Consider the following 16,332-nt stretch of genomic DNA (forward strand, 5'->3'; position numbering starts at 1 on the left):
CCCCCTCAACAGGGCCCCCATTCCTCTTATGCGCCCGAGGTCGCGCGGTTGGTGGGCCACCCGCTGCCCGTCATCCTGGGCAAGGAGGCCTTCAACCAGCTCGTCGTGGACGTGGACTTTCCCAACCGGCGCGTCGCCTTCCACGAGGCGTCCTGCTTCAAGGCGCCGCCGCGAGCAGTGAGGCTCCCGCTGGTCGAGTCCGCGGGGGGCCAGCGCGCCGTCCAGATTTCCATCGAGGGCCGGCCTCCCATTCCGGTGCTGTTCGACGTGGGCAACGGCGGCGCGCTCTCGCTCTAACCCGCCTACTGGCAGCAGGCGGGACTGCTCTCGGGACGGCGCAGCTCCAGGACGCTGTCTGGCGCCGTGGGCGGACTCCGGGAGCGCGATGTGGCCACGCTGAAGGACATCCAGCTCGCCGGCATCACCCTGAAGAACGTGCCCACGGTGTTCGACGACGCGGGCAAGAGTGTCTCCGCCTCGGACCGGCTCCTCGGCAACATGGGGCTCGCTGTCCTTGCTCGCTTCCGGATGATTACGGACTACGCGACGGACACGCTGATGCTGGTCCCCGATGCCCGAGCGCTGCGGCAGCCCTTCCTCAAGGACCGGTCCGGGCTGATTGCCCTCCCCTCGGAAGGGCGGCTCGTGGTGAAGCTGGTGGCCCCTGGAAGCCCAGCCGCCAGCTCGGGCTGGAAGGTGGGGGACGAAATCGTTGCCATTGATGGGAAGCCCATTGGCACTGATTACGCGGGCACGGAAGCCGCGCGCTGGCGATGCCGCGCAGCCGGTCAGACGGTGGTGCTCACCTTGAAAGACGGCAGCAAGCGCCGGCTCACCTTGCGCGACTATTACTGCGCCATCGTCGCACGCAGCACCGCCTCTGGGCCCCGGGGCCTGCCAGGGCCCCGCGGGGACTGGGGTAGGGAACCCTGCTCCGGCGCGCCTGCTCGTGATATCACCGGCGGCTCGATGCCTTCCCTGAAGCGCCGAGCCACCGCGGCCCCGACGGTCCACCCACGCCATGGTGTCGCCCATCGAGTCCACTGCCTGGTCTACCCGCTCATCGCCGTCTGTTGCGTTGTCCTGAGCGCGACGCCTGCAACGGCCTGTCCGTCCGGAGAACTGGAGCCGCGACAGGCTCGCGAGGACCTGGAGTTGGCCATCTCCGCCGTGGAAGCCGCCATTCCGGACCTCTTGTGGCGGCAAAGTCCTCGTGAATGGGCTCGACGCAAGGCGCAGGCTCGCGCGCTCGCGGCGAAGGTCACGACGGAAGAGGCGCTGTTCCGCGCACTGCGCCCGTTGCTCTCCGGGATTGGGGAGGGCCATTTGTCGGTCGCGCGCAGCCCGGGCATGAACTGCCGCTACCGCGAGCATGCACGGCTCTTTCCCTTGGACCTCCTCTGGCGGGACGATGGGATGTTCGTCATCGCCGGCTACGGGGCGGCCTCGGACATTCCCCCGGGAACGCGCCTGCTCTCCATCAACGGGGAGGGACGCAAGGCGCTCCTGGCCGAAATGATGCGCGTCAGCCCGCATGACGGCGCCATTGAAACGGGTGTGATGCGGGACCGCGGAGGTGCTGGCTATGCCCGGGTCCGCTGGTGGATGCGCGGCGATGAAGCGGGCTACGACGTTCACTTGCGCTTGCCAGATGGGAAAGCCATGCGTCGTCGGCTCGAGCCCGTCACTGTCGCGACACGGCCGCCACCGTCAGACGACGCCTCGCCCCTCGCCACGTTGAGCTGGGTGGATGACACCACGGCCTATCTCCATGTCCCGACCTTCAGCAACCGGAGGTACCGGGAGGCCGGCGCGGCCTTCGAGCCGACGATGCGCGCCCACTTCGAGGCGCTCGTGGCACGTGGCGCGCGCAACCTGATTCTGGACCTGCGTGACAACGGCGGTGGTTCGGAGCCCAATGAGAGCATCCTCTTCTCGCATCTGGTCACGGAGCCTCTTCAAAAATACGCCTCGGTCCGCACGCGTCCGAACCACCTGCGTGTGACCACCACGACGGGCCGGGTGTTCGAACACGAAATCTATGACGCGGAGGAACTGGCCACCGTCCAGGCCCGGGCCGACGGCCACCTGCTGCGCATCAACGCGCCGCCCGAAGGCTTGATGACGCGCTGGTCGCGCGCTCAACCCGTCTTCGAAGGGAGGCTGGTGGTGCTGGCAGGCGGCGCGACGTTCTCAGGAGGCGCGGAGCTGGCCTCCATGCTCCGCGCGACGGAGCGAGGGCTCTTTGTCGGCGAGGAGGTGGGGGGCACCTACGGCGGCAACACCAGCGGCTACAAGTGGGACCTCGTCCTGCCCCACTCGGGAATGGAGCTTGGCATTCCCTTGCTGGCCTTCCGCTTCGTCTGGCCCGAGCCCCAACCCCATCGGGGCGCGATGCCTCACTGCCCTGTGCAGCCCTCGGTGGGGGAGAAGCGCGTCGAGAACGACGCCGCGTACCGCATCGCGGTCCAAGCGCTCCAGCGGTCATGGACCCGGCCCTCGCGTCGCGTGTGTTCTTGACGCGAGGGCGGGCCCCTGCGGAAGCGCGCTGCGCACCCATGCTATGCGCGGGCAAGGGCGCTGTGGTGCACCGCTTCACGGACGGCAACCTGAACCTCATCGGCAACCACATGATGGACACGATGTACCTGAAGCACCGCGTGCCCTTCGAGCAGGCGCGCGCCGGGCAGTTCTGACCGGCGCCGCGCGCGGGTGACGTTCCACGAGGGCTCGTGCACACGCACGGGCCCTTCGTCGTTTCAGGCGACGGTCCATCCTCGGACGTCGTGGCGAAGAAAGACCTTCGAGGGCTCCGCCTCGACGACGCGGGTGGCCATGGCCCTCAGCCGGAGCTTGTCCCGCTTGCTCAGGTCCCTCCAGGGCAAGAACAGGTGCGAGTTCCGCGAGCGCCAGAGCACCACGCCCCTCCAGCCACCCTTCATTGCCTGGTCGTGAAGGAAGGAATCGAGCTGCTGGGTGAGCGTCACGGGCTTCAGCTCGGGGCTGAGCAGGAAGTCGAGCACGGCAACCTGTCTGGATTCGACGGCCCTCACGATGGCGCTCGCGACGACCACCGAGCGCAGGTTCGGGAAGGCCTGCTTCGAGAGGATGGCCTGGACCTCGCTCACGGCCCCTTTGTCGATGGCGCGGTAGAGCGTCTGGGTGTGCCGCTTCTCGCGCGAGACCGAGAAGCGCCAGAGCAGGACCAGCGCCGTGAACGGCAGGACCGCCAGGAGCCACTCCTTCAGCGTCGTCATGCGTCTGTCATAGCATCGGGTCCTGGCTTGCAGGGGCGTCCCGGGTGGCTTCGAAGATGCTGGCTGAGGGCGTCGCGGCCCGTGCGTGGCGTCCCGCGGACAGCCGACGTCGCAGGGTCAGGGGCTCTCGAGGCTGGATGCCGTCAACGCGGCGGCCCGGACGAAGGTCTCGAGGAGCTCGGGGCCAAAGTACTGGAGCTGACTCTCACCGCTCCGATTCCGGACGTGCTCGGGCGAATCCAGATAGCCGATGTAGTCACCCGTGAGCGAGATGACGCGGGTTGCGCCGCCCGCTGCCTCGAGCAGGCGGCCCGCTGGAAGCGTCACTTCGGCTGGCACGAACAGCAAGCTCACGGACCCCAGGCTCAGTCGAGAGGCCTCGGCCTGGCGAGGGCCCAGGTGGCACAGGGCGTTCTCGGTGACGCCGTGCAGGCCGACGGGCACGAGTCGGCTTGCATCGGGGCGCGGGAGCTTCACCTGGACCCGCGTGTAGGCCAGTCCCTCCGCCGGGACGGGAGCGGGATGGATGCCGCGAGCCGCGTGCGTCAGGAGCGTTGCGAAGAGCGCATCCCGGGAGGGGGAGTCGCTCTCCTGTGAGGGGAGGGTTGCCCGAGCATTCCCGACCATGCCCTGGAGGAAGAGAACCACTCCACCTTCCTCCTCCCGCGTGCGGCTGTACCGCCCCGGATAGTCTCCCGAGAGGGTCCGGGACTTGTGGGGGGCGAGCGTCGGATGCGCCGAGAAGATGGAGAGCTCCGCGACCTTCCGCTGCTCGTGTCGGAAGACCAGACGTGTCAACCGGGCATCGACATGGGGTTCGGCGCGACCGCGAGAGACGATGAGGTCGGGGACGATGCCCTCACCCAGCTCGACGGAGACCGGGGTGAGTGTGTCCACCGCCCGCCGCAAGGCGCTGCTTGTCGCCGCGATGATGGCTTCTCTCGCGGCTGGGCGGAACCGCCCGACTCCGCCGAGCTGGAAGAGGGAGGACGGTTCGTAGCTCCCCATGGAGGAATGGGTGTGCGTGGCCGTCACGAACAGCTCGGTGACCTTCAACTCCTGGAGGAGGGCCGCCAGGGAGAGTCGCATCGAGGAAGGGGGGGTCAACAGCTCCGTCGAGACGATGGCCACGCGGACGTCGCCAGACTGGAGCACCAGGGCCCTGACGGCCAGTGGAGTGGTTGCTTCCGTGGCCGCGGGGCGCAAGGGGCCATAACCGGCGGAAGCGACCGGCAAGGGCGCGATGATGTCCTCCACTCCCGCGCCAGCCTGGAGCGGCCCCTTGACCACGTCGGCGGCGGCAACGCGGGGGCTCTCGGAAAGGGGCGCCGGGCACCACCAGTCCACGGCTGCGATGGCATAGAGGCCGAGGATGAAGAGGAGCGGCGCACCCAGTCTCTTGAGCCATGGCCGGAGGCGGTGCTGTGGGCTCGGGGACATGCGCCGGACTGAGAGGGTGGGGAGCGCCCGGCAATAGCAACCTCGAATGGGTGCGTCAATCCATCGGGTCGCCTCTCGGAGGAGCATGCCGTGGCATGCTCGCCCCGAGAGGCAGGAGCCAGTGGCCTCGCTCACCCAGCGTGGGGCTCGGGCGGCTTAGTACAGGCAGTCGCCATTGCACGCGTAGACCCAGCCGGTGCCGCACCCCGTGGGGGTTGTAGCTACAGGCCGTTCCGGTCGTGCAGAACGTCAGGATGGGGCAATAGTCCGAGGCCGTGCTGCAGATGCAGTTGGCGCGGCTGTGGCGCCCTCTGCGCGGACGCACCACTCACAACCTTCTCTTCGACGAGATGACCGAGCTTCAGGACTCGTTACGCTCGGGGCTCGCCTACTATCGTGCGCGGCCCCAGGCGGTGCTCAAGCTTCTCGGCTCTCTCTGGAACCCGACCACATCAGCCGAGGCGTGAATGAGGACATCAAGAGGGCGATGGAGCGCGCGAACGTCACGGGAGCAGAGTTCGAGGAGGTCTAGGCGCTCGTAGGTCCACTAGGCCCCGAGTGTTTTGCGCATGTTGCGGTGGGGGACGCCCACCTCGGTGTAGGGGTCGCCGAAGACGGCGTAACCCAGTCGTTCATAGAACGGGACCGCCGGTTCGCGCGCGTGCAGGTGGACATGGGTGAAGCCGCGCCGCACCAGCTCCGCTTCCAGCGTGCGCACCAGCCGGGCACCCAGCCCCTTCCCCTGAAGGTGGGAGGACACGGCCATCTGGAACAGCCGTCCGCCGTGGGCATCCTCGGGGTTGAAGAGGACGCAGCCGAGCACCACCTCCTCCTGGTGCGCCACCAGGTGCAGGCTGTCCGCCTCGAAGGGAAAGGCCACGTCGTCACGGGTGTAGCCGAGCGGCTCGCGCAGCACGCGGAAGCGCAGCTCCAGCTCACCCGCGTAGAGCGGATGCCCGGGGTGGATGAAGGTGAAGGTGGTGCCGGCCGTCACGTCAGAAAGTCCCCGTGAGCTGGAGCGTGAAGGTGCGGCCGTACTGGGGCACGGGGGCGATGGAGTTCTCGTCCGACACCGGCAGCGAGTAACGGGCGTCCAGCAGGTTGTGCACGCCGGCGAAGTAGCGCAGGGGGCCGTAGTCACCCGACAGGCCGAAGCCCACCAGCAGTGCCTCGCCGCTGTCCGCGCCGCCCGGGCCGGTGGGCCGGGCGCTCTGGTAGATGGCCTGGGTGGCCACGCGCATGTCGCCGGCGCCAATGGGCAGCATCATCCGGCCCGCCACCAGGTGCGCGGGCGCCGCGTTGGCCACTTCCTCCGAGGCGTTGCGCAGCGTCACGTAGGAGTAGCTCACGTCCACCATCAGCCAGCGGCCCGGCTGCCAGTGCACGCCGGCCTCGGCGCCCCAGGCGAGTGTGGTGCCGTCGGTGTTCATGAAGCGCAGACAGGCGGCGGTGCCGCAGTCGCCTGAAGCCGAGTCTTCCGCGGTGAGCTGCACCAGGCTGGAGATGCGGTTGTGGTAGCCGGCGACGGTGAGGCGCAGCTCGTCCGTCAGGTCGTGCGAGTGTTCCAGCTCGAAGGTGGTGATGGTCTCTGGCCGCAGGTTCAGCGCCGCGCCCTGGGAGATGCCGTCCGCGTAGTAGAGCTCGTAGACGTTGGGCGCGCGGAAGGCGTTACCCGCCACCAGCTTGGTGAGGCCCTGCTCGTAGGGCCGGGCGATGACGGCCAGACGAGGGGTGATGGGCGTGCTGTCCAGGTCCACGTACTTGTCCAGGCGCAGACCGGCCGACACGCTCAGCCGCGGGTGGATCTTCCACTCGTCGAGCAGGTACGCGGACACCAGCGTGCGCGCCTGCGTCTCCAGGGGCAAATCACCGGCGTCCTGACGGACGCGAAGCTGCGCCTGGCCTTCCACGCCGAGCGTGAAGACGTTGCCCTCGAACAGGCCGATGCGCGCGCGGGCCTCGCCGGTGAGCCAGTCCGCCGCGCCGCCCTCGGTCCGGGCGCCGCCGTCCTCCTCCGGGTAGACGTAGGTGCCCTCGTAGCGGCTGATGTCGAACGCACCGCGCACGGACAGGCTGAAGCGCTCGGTGAACTGGCGCTCGTAGCGGGCCTCGGCGAAGGCGCGCAGGTCCTGCACGAAGTTGCCCTCCGTGCCGGGCACGGTGCCATAGGGCGCGGTGGGCAGCTCCTTGTTGCGCACGTTGAATTGGGCCTGGAAGGACAGGTCGCCCAGCCGGGCGCGGAGGGAGCCACCGGCGGCGCGCTCCGCGTCCAGCCCGGTGATGATGGGGCCGTTGGTGCCCAGCCGGGTGGTGTCCGCGCCCGTGGACGTCAAGGCGCCGGCGCTCACCAGCACCGACCGGTTGCCGTCCTCCCACGACGCGGTGGCGTGTCCCCGGGTGGTGCCGAGCGCGCCCACCGCGCCCGTGACTTCCAGGTGCTTGTCCGAACCCAGCGACTCACGGGGGACCACGTTGATGACGGCGAAGAAGGCGCCCGTGCCGTACAGGGCGCTGCCAGGGCCGCGCACCACCTCGATGCGCTCCACTTCATGGATGTCCACGCTGAGGTCGCGGGCGGCGAAGCCCTGGCCGGCCCAGACGTCGTTCATGGAGTGGCCATCCCAGAGGATGAGGATGCGCGTGTTGAGGTCGCCCGGCGGGGAGAAGCCGCGCACGCCCATGTACGTATAGGTCCGGTCGTCGGTGAGATAGAAGCCGCGCACACCGGCCACGGCCTCGGCGACGGTGCGCCAGCCGAAGGCGCGCAGCTCCTCCTGTGTGAGCACGGTGGTGGAGGCAGGCGCTTCGTCGACGGCGACCAGGCTCTTCGATGCGGCGCGCACCGGAGGCGGCGCGTAGCGCAGCTCGGCGTGGACCTTCACTTCTTCCTCGGCCACCACCTTCACCGTCTGGCGGAGCGGGCGCACCTCGCGGCTCTCCACCTCCAGCGTGTGCTCGCCTTCGGGGAGGGTGACGACGGTGGGGGTGAAGCCGGCGGGCTTGCCATCCACGCGCACCGTGGCGCCGTCGCGGTTGGCGGTGACGACGAGCCGCCCGGTGGGCCGGTCCTGGGGACGCAGCACCACGGCGACAGGCACGTTGCCGTCGGCGGGGACATCCACCACGTACTGGCTGGGGGCGTAGCCGGGGGCGCGCACGTGCAGCACGCGCTGGCCGGGAGGCAGCCGCACGCGGCCGGGCACGCGGGCCAGGATGGTGCCGTTGGGGGCGTCGCGAATCTCGGCGCCCTCCGGCGTGCCCGTCACCTCCACGCCGCCGGTGATGAGCGTGAGGTCGAAGGTCTGGTCCGTCTCACGGCCGCGCACCAGGGTGAGCGTGGCCTCCGTGGCGCGGTAACCGTCCTTCTTCACCATGATTTTGTGACGGCCGGGCGTCAGCGCGAGCGTCTGCGGAGAGCGGCCCCGGCTGCCCAGGTCCATGCGGTCCACGTAGACGTCGGCGCCCTTGGGGTTGGTGGTGACGCGCACCAGCGCGACCTTGGGACGGAGCCGGTCCACGGAGCGGGAGACCTCGGCGGCGTCCTCCTTGGGCAGGTCCTCTGTGAGCAGGTCGTTGTAGTAGCGGTACGCCTCGTTGAACTTGCCCAGCGCCTCGAAGCAGCGGGCGATGTTGAAGAGGACGTTCCGGTTGGGCACCAGGCGGTAGCTGGTGAAGTAGGAGCGCAACGCCTCGGCGTACTGCCCCTTGGAATAGGCATCGTTGCCGAGCTCGAACGCGATGTCCGCTTCATCCGCGTTGTTGTCCGCGAGCACGGGCGCGGACAGGAGGAACATCGAGAGGACGAACGCGAAAGAACGGGAGGAACGCATGGGACGCCAAGCATTCTTCCCTCTCTGGCGTGAGAGGTCCATGGGGGCTTATGGGTTGGCCAGTGGGTGTCGGACCTGATGGGTAATGTCGAGCCTGGACATGCAACGAGGAGTGGGGTTCCACTCCGGGGAGGCGGGGGCCATGATTCAGGAGCTGTCGGCCATCACGGTGAGAGAGGAACGGGACACGGGAATGGGCCACGAGACGAAGCGCCCGGCGACCTACGAGGACCTGGTGGCGCTGCCGGAACACCAGGTGGGGCAGATTATCGACGGGGAGCTCATCGCTCAGCCGAGGCCGGCGAGTCGACATGCGCGGGCCAGCTCGGCGCTGCTCAGTGGGCTGTTCAATCCCTTCGATTTGGGACAGGGCGGTCCCGGAGGCTGGTGGCTCCTGCATGAGCCGGAGCTGCATTTCGGCGCGGACGTGCTGGTACCGGACCTGGCGGGCTGGCGCCGCGACCGGATGCCGGAAGTCCCGGATACGCCCTACTTCACGCTGTCACCGGACTGGGTCTGCGAGGTGCTGTCGCCTTCCACGGCGGCCGTGGACCGCTCAAGCAAGAGGCGCATCTACGCGCGGGAGGGCGTCGGGCACGTCTGGCTTGTGGACCCTCAGGCGCGGACACTGGAGGTGTTCCGGCTGAGCGGGGGACGGTGGCTCGAACTGGGCACGTGGTCGGACGACGAGCGCGTCCGCGCCGAGCCCTTTGAAGCGGTGGAGCTGGAGCTCGGCGTGTTGTGGCTGCCGGAGGCGAAGGCGAAGTGACGCCGCCTCCGCCTCAGTGCACCACGCCCCGCGCGGACATGGCCGCCTGCGGTGAGGCGGAAGGTTCGCGCATCAGCTTGTCGCCAGCGGCCTGGAGGACCTGGGTGGTGGCGCCCTCGGGGTCGCGGAAGAAGGAGGGCGTCCACATCCGCACGAGCTGCCAGCCTTGGCCCTCCAGCACGCCGGTGCGGAAGAGGTCCCACTCCACGCGGTCAGCGGCCTTGGGGTAGCGCGTGCCGTCACACAGCACGCCGACTGTCACGTCGCCCGGGCGGGTGGGGTGCCGGAGCGCGACGTCCACGCAGAAGCCATCATTTCCCCAGTGGACTTCCGAGGACACGCGGTGCTGGGTGGCCAGGTGTTCTGCCAGGGCCTGCGCGAATGCCGAGCCCGCGTCCGTGGGGCGCACGAACACCTCCACTGCCTGGGCGGGCCGCGACGCCTGGGACACGGTGTCCTCGGGCTCGCGGCGGGCCTCCTGGGCGTAGGCCGACTCCAAGGCCTCCGCGAAGCGCAGGTACGCGAAGAGGAGCCAGCCGCCGTTGGGCTGCCGGCCCGCTTCCATGGGGGGCGCGGACTGGTAGGACTCACGCGGAATCGAGGTGACGAGGTGAATCTGCTCCCGCGCTCGCGTCACCAGCACGTTGAGCCGCCGGCCGCCGCCTGCGCTGCCCAGCGGACCGAAGCGCCGGTAGAAGCGGCCGTGCCGGTCCGGGCCATAGGTGGTGCTGATGATGAGGTGGTCGCGCTCGTCGCCCTGGACGTTCTCCAGATTCTTCACGAAGAGCCCCTCGAACGAGCCCGAGCCCCGGCGCACGCGCGCTTCGGCCAGCCGCGCCGCGAAGGACGCGTCGCTGGCGGCCATCTCATCGAGGACGTCGTTGATGGCGTCGCGCTGGGTGAGGTTGAAGCATGCGATGCCAATGGACGGCGGCTGCTGCCGTGAGAGCAGCTCCTTCACCAGCGTGCCCACGGCGCGTGCCTCCACCAGGTTGGTGCGCTTCTCATAGGTGCCGCCCACGGGGAGCAGCCGCAATGGCGCGTGGGGCGCGCTGTGGGACGGGTGCGCGGGAATGGCCTGGAGCCGCTTGTCGTAGAAGTGGTCGTTGCTGAAGGCGATGAGGTCCGCGTTCTGGGAGCGGTAGTGCACGTCCAGGTAGCACTGGTCGATGTCGAGGTTGAGCGCCGCCGACAGCAGGTCTTCCACCTCGGATTGCTGCTCCTCGAAGAGGCCCTGCTCGCTTTCGGCCTCCTGCTCCGCGTTCTGCACCACGGCGGATTCGAAGAAGCGCGTGGGTGGCAACTGCTTCGGGTCACCGGCGATGACCACGCGGTGGGCGCGGGTGAGGACGGGGAGGGCCTCCTCCAGCCGGCACTGCGAGGACTCGTCGAAGATGACGACGTCGAAGATGGGGCGGCGGGGGAAGATTTGCGCCACGGTCTGTGGACTGGCCATCCACACGGGGCGGACGTCGAAGAGCGGGTCACCCCCTTCGATGCCTTGCCCGGTGGCGATGACCTGACGCACGCGCAGGGCGCGCTCGCCTCGCAGCATCAGCCGTCGGCGGAGCTCCGCGCCCTGCCCGTTGAGCCGGCCGCCCGTGCCCGCGAGCAGCCGCTCGCGCTGGCGCTGTGTCCAGCGGTGGACCAGGGCGTCGCGCACGAGGACCCGCTTCTTCTCCTCCAGCACGCGGTAGTGCGAATGGGTGGTGCGCACGCGCTCGGCGTCGATGTGCTGGAGCGCTGGCGCATCCCTCAGTCGTGCGGAGGCTTCCGCCGCCAGCGTCGCCTTCAACACTGTGCGCCAGCCGGCCTCGGCCTCCGCGCCCTGGCGCGCCAGCCGCTCCACGGCGGACTCCAGTGCCGGAGGCATGCCCGTCAGCACCGCGCGCATGCGCAGCAGACCTTCCACGGTGGGGAGCCGTGACACCAGGGCGGTGGTGACGGATGCCAAACGCTCGCCCGAGCGCAGCCCGCGCGAGCGCGAGTCGAGCCACGGCGCGGAAAAGAGCCCCGCTTCGGTGAGCCGGGCCTCCAGCCGCGCGACGGCGTCGCCTCGGGCCGCAGACAGCCGCAGGCCCGCCAGCAGCGCCGCGCGAGCCTCCGCGTCCGCCGTCAGGGCCGCCCGCACCACGTCCCGGCACGATGCGAGCAAGGGCGTGCGCTCCAACTCCTGCAGTAGTTCGAAGAGCGCCGCGTGGGTGCGAAGCGTCTGGGACAAGGACTCGTCGGTGAGCGTCGCGGTGTCGCCCGGGACGAGCGTGGTGCGGTGGTACTCGGTGAGCAGCGCGCGGGCCTTCACGCCCGTGAAGAACCGCGTGACGCGCTCCGCGGCGAGGATGCTCAGCGTCAGCCCGAACTGCTGGAGCACCCGGCGCGCCCCGGCCTTCCGTGCGAAGTAGAAGAACGCGTACCACTTGCGAGCGATGTCCAGGTACGAGCCCAGCGCGGCCATCGCGGTGGCCAGTACACTCAAGGCCTGGGGTTGCTCGCGGTGGACCAGCGCCAGCTCCGCGTCCAGCGGCCCTTCCGCGAGCACCTGCCGCTGTGCCGCCAGCCCGTCGAGCTGAGTCCGCGCGGCCTGGACCACGTCCGGCGTCGCCGAGCCCCAGCGCGCGAGGACGTCCGGACGGGCCGACTCCAGCAGTGGCGCCAGCTTCTCCGCGAAGGCGGCGCGCGCCGCGCCCTCCGCCCGAGGGTCCGCGCCGAAGACAGGCACGTCTGGTGACACGAGCGCATCCGCGTCCCGCGCCGCGCTGTCGATAGCGCTCAGTCGCTCGCGGTGGGTAGCCAGCGGCGTCGCCAGGTACGTGGCGAGCTCGCCGCCCAGGGCCTCGCGCCACGGGTTCTCCGGATAGCCCTCCTTGCCGCCGCGCTCCAGCACCTCGCGCACCTCGCGCTCGTGCGGCGTCACGTCGCCCAGCCGTGCGTGGGCGAGGCTCGACACGGCGGGCGTGAGCGCGGCGGGGGCCTCCACGGAGAACCACTGGCCCACCAGCTCGTGGAAGGAAGGCGCGGTGCCTCCGTCGGGGCGCTCGGAGAGGGCCCGGTCGGCGGCCGTCAGTTCGTCATGGAGGGACTGGAGCTCCGTGTCGATGCGCGCCAGTTCCTTGGCCACGGCCGCGTCGGTCCGTGTCTCCGGCAGCGTGTCGAGCTGCTCGCGGATGCCCATGTAGAGGTCGCGCTGGTCACGCTGGGCGTCGTGGACGACGGCGCACAGGTGTCCCAGTCCGAGATGGTCCAGGCGGTGCTTCACCACGTCCAGCGCGGTGCGCTTGTCGCAGACGAGCAACACGCGCTCCCCGCGCGCCAGGTGGTCGCCTATGGCATTGGCGATGGTCTGCGACTTACCCGTGCCCGGAGGCCCATGGATGACGAGCCCCCGGCTGCTGCGTGCCAGCCGCACCGCACGCGCCTGGCACGGGTCCGCGAGTGTGACGAGCCGCTCCTCGCCCGCGCGCTTGAGCCCCTCCAGGTTCGGCTCGCCGCCGCCGTGTCCCGAGGGCAGGCCGAGAGAAACATCCACGCGGAGGAAGCTCTCCAGCGGGCCGGAGATGGGCTCTCCGTCCAGGAGCGCGCGCATGTCGTCCACGAGGCTCTGGTTGGACAGGGGATACAGCCCCAGCACGGCGCTGGGGAGGATGGCGGCCTGGGGCTGGGCATCGTCGCCACGCGGAATGGCGGCCAGGAGGGTTTCCGGCGTGAAGGGGGCGGGCGCGGGCAGCTCCATGGCCTTGCACACGGCGGCCACCAGTTCGTTCAGCTCGCGCCACGGGTCCTCGCCCGCTTCATCCGCGAAGAGGTCGCCCAGCCGCTGGCCCGTCTGCTGCTCCAGCCAGGCGAGCAGCGCGGTGTTGGGGGCCACGCGGTCCACGCCGGCCTCGGCGCTTTCCAGCTCCACCGACGGCACGCGGCCCTTCTTGAGCGTGAGCCGCACGGGGATGAAGGCGATGGGGGCCAGGATTCGCCGGGTGCCGAAGCCGCGCTTGTCCTTGGCGCCCGGTGGCAGGTGGAGCAGGGGAAAGCCCACGTGAAGGACGTGCGCGCCGGTGTCCTGCTCGAAGGTTCGGGCGTCCTCGACGATGGTGGCCAGCTTGCGGAGCAGGTCCTGCTGTTCCTCCTCCGTGCGGGACGGCGCGGGGGCCTCATCCGGCGGAGGCGCGCTGTCGGGACGCGCGTGGCGGGAAGGCCCTTGGGGGTTGTCCAGCGGAAGCGCGGCGTCGGAAGCCACGTCGCGGGAAGGGACGTGGTTTTCGTCCAGTGCGTGCGCGGCCTTGGGCGCCGCGTCCAGCAGGTCGTCGGCATCCGTCCCCGTGGCATCGTCGTCCTGGGCGCGAGCGGCGCGGGCCTGGGCGGAGCCCTTGCGCGGGCGAGCCTCGGGAGGTGGTGGCTTCACCACGAGCCGGGCCTGGGCCTTCTCTCCGAGCAGGGCGGCCAGCAAGGTGTGGGGCGCGGTGCCATCCAGCCGGCTCAGCGTGGCGAGGTCCACGCGCTGGCGGCTGTTGTGCGGCCGGCTGTTGAGGCTGGGGCCGGATGCGAGCGCGGCGTAGAGCCGCTCAAGCATCTTCTCAAGGACGCGGTTGCGGGGCTCGGGCGACAAGGCGGCACCTCTCGACGGGAGGGGAGGCCGCTGTCTCTATCACGCGAGGGTGGCCCTGGGCCCAGGCTTCAGCCCGCCAGCGCGGCGGCGAGCGCGTGCGCCGCGGCCTCCAGTTCCTGCGCGGGGAGGTGGTCGGAGGCGGGAGCGTCGAAGGCGGCCCGGCCCCAGAGCCGCTGCGGCGTCTGCGAATAGCGGGGGACGAGGTGCAGGTGGAAGTGGCGCAGCACATCGCCAATGGCGAAGGCGTAGGCGTGTTCGGCGCCCAGCACCTCGCGCTGGGCGCGCATGACCCGGGCGGCGAAGGGGCCGAGCTCGCTCGCCGCGTCCGGCTCCAGGTCATACCAGGCGCGCACGTGCTGGGCGCTGGAGATGACGACCCAGCCGGGCACGGGGCTGGGGCCCGCCACGCCATGCAGCACCAGTCCCGGCGCGCGCGCGATGACGCCTCCCACGGGTCGTGTCTCGCCGCGCACGATGGCGCAGCCGAGACATGGGTCATTCACATCCAAGACATCCGGCATGGGCCCACGCTAGCAGTCCGGGGAAAGCCCGGGTGGGTCACGCCATCGGGTCAACGGTGACTCATGTCCATGAGGGCATACGGGGTTCTCCGAGTGATCCGTGACACACCCGGCTACGGGCGTCTCGGCGGATGAGAACCCGCTCTGAATCAGGGGGGCTTCTTGACGGAACGGGCAAGTGTCGGAGAGTGTCCGGCTGACGCCTCATGAAGTGTCGAGGCGGCGATACTTGGGGACTTTTCTTTCAAGGCGGGGATGATGAAGAAGCATCTGGTAATGGCCGTGGTTCCGTTCCTGGCGTTCGGTTGTGGAGACGACCTGGTTGACGCGGACGGAGACGGAATCGCGGACGGCGTGCGCGAACCGGACACTGTGACGGTGGTGACGCCAGCCAATCCCAAGGGCACGGTGTCCGGTCAGGTGCTGAGCACGGACCTGCGGCCGCTGACCGAGGTCACGGTGGAGATGACCATCGGCAGCTCGGCGGAGCCGGTGTCGGCCGTCTCGGATGCGAAGGGCAACTTCACCTACAAGAATGTCCCGGCCGGTTCGCACGTGCTGCTGACGTTCTCCAAGGCGGGCTATGCCACGCTGCGCGCGACGGCGGAGGTTCCGTCGTCCGCGGGCAACGTCCCCATCAACAACGGCAACGCGAGCTTCGGCCCCATCACCCTGGCGCGGCTGGACGGCACGCTGAACTTCCTGGTGGTGACGCCGCAGGGCCGTCCCGCGGCGGGTGCTCGGGCGACGCTGGAGGCCACGCCGGCGGGTGCCATCTCCAACGGCGATGAGTCCTCGTCGATGGTGAGCTCCGTGGTGGTGGAGGCGACCGCGAACGAGCAGGGCCTGCTCACCTTCACGGGCATCCCGAGCGCTTCTGAGCTGGCGCGCCTGCGCAACGGCAATGGCGAGTACAGGCTGTGGGTGTCGCCCATCGACGCCAACGGTGACGGCGTCCCGGAGACCGGCGGCTACGTCAACACGTATTATGGGGCCGAGGTGGTGGCCAACAGCACCACGCGGCTCATCAGCCTGCCGTACTCGCGGCCGCAGAACGTGCCGCTGAGCATCGAGAGCAGCAACGTGGCCAGCCTGCGTGGCGGCGGCGCTGACTTCCATCCTCTGCGCAACCTGGTCCGCCCGGGCGAGCTCATTCACCTGTTCTTCAACCAGCCCATTCAGCAGGGTTCGCTGCTCGTTCGCATGACGGATGAGTACGCGCGGGAGTCGCTGGGCGTGACGGCGACCGTGAACAACGGTGGCTACAGCGCGACCATCAATCCCGGGTCCACCGTGGAGGGCAAGGAGTACAACCTGGACGTGCGCGCGGTCTCCGCAGAGGGCGGTTCGCTCTATAGCACCGTGGGTTACTTCTTCGCCGGTGCTGCAACCGGTCCGCAGCAGGCGACGGCCATCGCGGAGGCTCGCTACCAGGAGACCTCTACCGTTGGAACGCCGACCCTCAATCCAGGTGAGATCGTCTACATCAACTTCACGCACCCCGTCGCGCGCACGTTCTTCTCGGGACAGTCCGTCCAGGTGTTCTTCGACGCGGATATCAACAACAGCGGTGCCCCTGGAGATGCCGTGGGGGAGGTTGGGTACCCCATCGGGTTCGACCTTTACATCGACGAGCCTACTCGTCCGGTGCAGACCCGCACGCCTGCTGAAACCCCTGTTTTCAGCATCAGGCCGTCGAACTACAGCACCCGTTATTACTTCGTGTACGCGGGTTCGGTGGCACTGACTCCCAGCACGGCTCCGCTGCAAGTGGGCTTCTCGGCGTTGGGTAGCCGTGGAATCAACGGCACCTACGAGAACATCTGGGGACAGCCCCTCTCGGCGGACCTTTCCATCCGGGGCATCGCTGTGCAGCCGGCGGTCCCCTGAGCTTACGATACATCGGTTGATGCTG

General features: G+C 69.5%; 11 protein-coding genes and 1 pseudogene. 6 read left to right on the plus strand and 6 right to left on the minus strand.

Annotated elements, in window-relative coordinates; genetic code table 11:
* The 3 genes and pseudogenes from F8M74_RS37980 to F8M74_RS22195 form a co-directional block, all read left to right on the plus strand.
* Positions 1-297: pseudogene (locus F8M74_RS37980) on the plus strand (hypothetical protein); the annotation flags it as partial.
* Between the two features lie 66 nt (positions 298-363).
* Entirely contained in the window at positions 364-2,520 is a 2,157-nt protein-coding gene (locus tag F8M74_RS22190) for a S41 family peptidase (protein WP_228560657.1), read from the plus strand.
* 38 nt (positions 2,521-2,558) lie between these two features.
* Positions 2,559-2,696 carry a hypothetical protein gene (locus F8M74_RS22195; protein ID WP_153881055.1) on the plus strand — a complete coding sequence of 46 codons (138 nt, stop codon included), beginning with the start codon at positions 2,559-2,561 and terminating at the stop codon, positions 2,694-2,696.
* A 63-nt stretch (positions 2,697-2,759) separates the two neighbouring features.
* On the opposite strand, the gene F8M74_RS22200 is transcribed toward F8M74_RS22195, so the two are convergent.
* Together F8M74_RS22200 and F8M74_RS22205 are read right to left on the minus strand one after the other, a co-directional pair.
* A complete protein-coding gene (locus F8M74_RS22200; RefSeq protein WP_141257235.1) occupies positions 2,760-3,257 on the minus strand; it encodes a hypothetical protein in 498 nt (165 codons plus the stop codon).
* Positions 3,258-3,374: 117 nt separating this feature from the next.
* Positions 3,375-4,697 carry a neutral/alkaline non-lysosomal ceramidase N-terminal domain-containing protein gene (locus F8M74_RS22205; protein WP_162295100.1) on the minus strand — a complete coding sequence of 441 codons (1,323 nt, stop codon included), beginning with the start codon at positions 4,695-4,697 and terminating at the stop codon, positions 3,375-3,377.
* A 275-nt stretch (positions 4,698-4,972) separates the two neighbouring features.
* Here F8M74_RS22205 and F8M74_RS22210 point away from each other — a divergent pair, with 275 nt between their 5' ends.
* Positions 4,973-5,164, plus strand: a complete 192-nt coding sequence (locus tag F8M74_RS22210; RefSeq protein WP_194857010.1) for a hypothetical protein — start codon at positions 4,973-4,975, stop codon at positions 5,162-5,164.
* A gap of 80 nt (positions 5,165-5,244) precedes the next feature.
* Here F8M74_RS22210 and F8M74_RS22215 read toward each other — a convergent pair whose 3' ends face one another.
* Positions 5,245-5,691, minus strand: coding sequence for a GNAT family N-acetyltransferase (locus tag F8M74_RS22215; RefSeq protein ID WP_141257233.1), 447 nt, complete (start codon positions 5,689-5,691; stop codon positions 5,245-5,247).
* Between the two features lies 1 nt (position 5,692).
* Entirely contained in the window at positions 5,693-8,527 is a 2,835-nt protein-coding gene (locus F8M74_RS22220; RefSeq protein WP_228560659.1) for a TonB-dependent receptor, read from the minus strand.
* Between the two features lie 142 nt (positions 8,528-8,669).
* Between F8M74_RS22220 and F8M74_RS22225 the strand changes: the two genes are divergently transcribed.
* The gene (locus F8M74_RS22225; RefSeq protein ID WP_141257231.1) at positions 8,670-9,296 is read left to right on the plus strand and encodes a Uma2 family endonuclease; all 627 of its coding nucleotides are present in this window, start codon (positions 8,670-8,672) and stop codon (positions 9,294-9,296) included.
* A 13-nt stretch (positions 9,297-9,309) separates the two neighbouring features.
* On the opposite strand, the gene F8M74_RS22230 is transcribed toward F8M74_RS22225, so the two are convergent.
* On the minus strand, positions 9,310-13,896 hold the full coding sequence (locus F8M74_RS22230) for an AAA domain-containing protein (RefSeq protein ID WP_141257230.1): 4,587 nt from the start codon (positions 13,894-13,896) through the stop codon (positions 9,310-9,312).
* A gap of 68 nt (positions 13,897-13,964) precedes the next feature.
* On the minus strand, positions 13,965-14,417 hold the full coding sequence (locus F8M74_RS22235) for an HIT family protein (RefSeq protein ID WP_141257229.1): 453 nt from the start codon (positions 14,415-14,417) through the stop codon (positions 13,965-13,967).
* Between the two features lie 255 nt (positions 14,418-14,672).
* On the opposite strand from F8M74_RS22235, the gene F8M74_RS22240 reads away from it, so the two are divergent.
* Positions 14,673-16,307, plus strand: a complete 1,635-nt coding sequence (locus tag F8M74_RS22240; protein ID WP_141257228.1) for a carboxypeptidase-like regulatory domain-containing protein — start codon at positions 14,673-14,675, stop codon at positions 16,305-16,307.
* The last annotated feature ends 25 nt before the right edge of the window (positions 16,308-16,332 follow it).

Origin of the sequence: Myxococcus sp. CA023, from assembly GCF_010998615.1 — a bacterium.
GTDB lineage: Bacteria > Myxococcota > Myxococcia > Myxococcales > Myxococcaceae > Myxococcus.

What these genes read in the sequence shown, in the direction of transcription:
- F8M74_RS22195 (WP_153881055.1), top strand. Translation starts at nt 2,559, where the DNA reads ATGCTATGCGCGGGCAAGGGCGCTGTGGTGCACCGCTTCACGGACGGC.
- F8M74_RS22200 (WP_141257235.1), bottom strand. Translation starts at nt 3,257, where the DNA reads ATGACGACGCTGAAGGAGTGGCTCCTGGCGGTCCTGCCGTTCACGGCG.
- F8M74_RS22205 (WP_162295100.1), bottom strand. Translation starts at nt 4,697, where the DNA reads ATGTCCCCGAGCCCACAGCACCGCCTCCGGCCATGGCTCAAGAGACTG.
- F8M74_RS22220 (WP_228560659.1), bottom strand. Translation starts at nt 8,527, where the DNA reads ATGCGTTCCTCCCGTTCTTTCGCGTTCGTCCTCTCGATGTTCCTCCTG.
- F8M74_RS22225 (WP_141257231.1), top strand. Translation starts at nt 8,670, where the DNA reads ATGATTCAGGAGCTGTCGGCCATCACGGTGAGAGAGGAACGGGACACG.
- F8M74_RS22235 (WP_141257229.1), bottom strand. Translation starts at nt 14,417, where the DNA reads ATGCCGGATGTCTTGGATGTGAATGACCCATGTCTCGGCTGCGCCATC.
- F8M74_RS22240 (WP_141257228.1), top strand. Translation starts at nt 14,673, where the DNA reads ATGATGAAGAAGCATCTGGTAATGGCCGTGGTTCCGTTCCTGGCGTTC.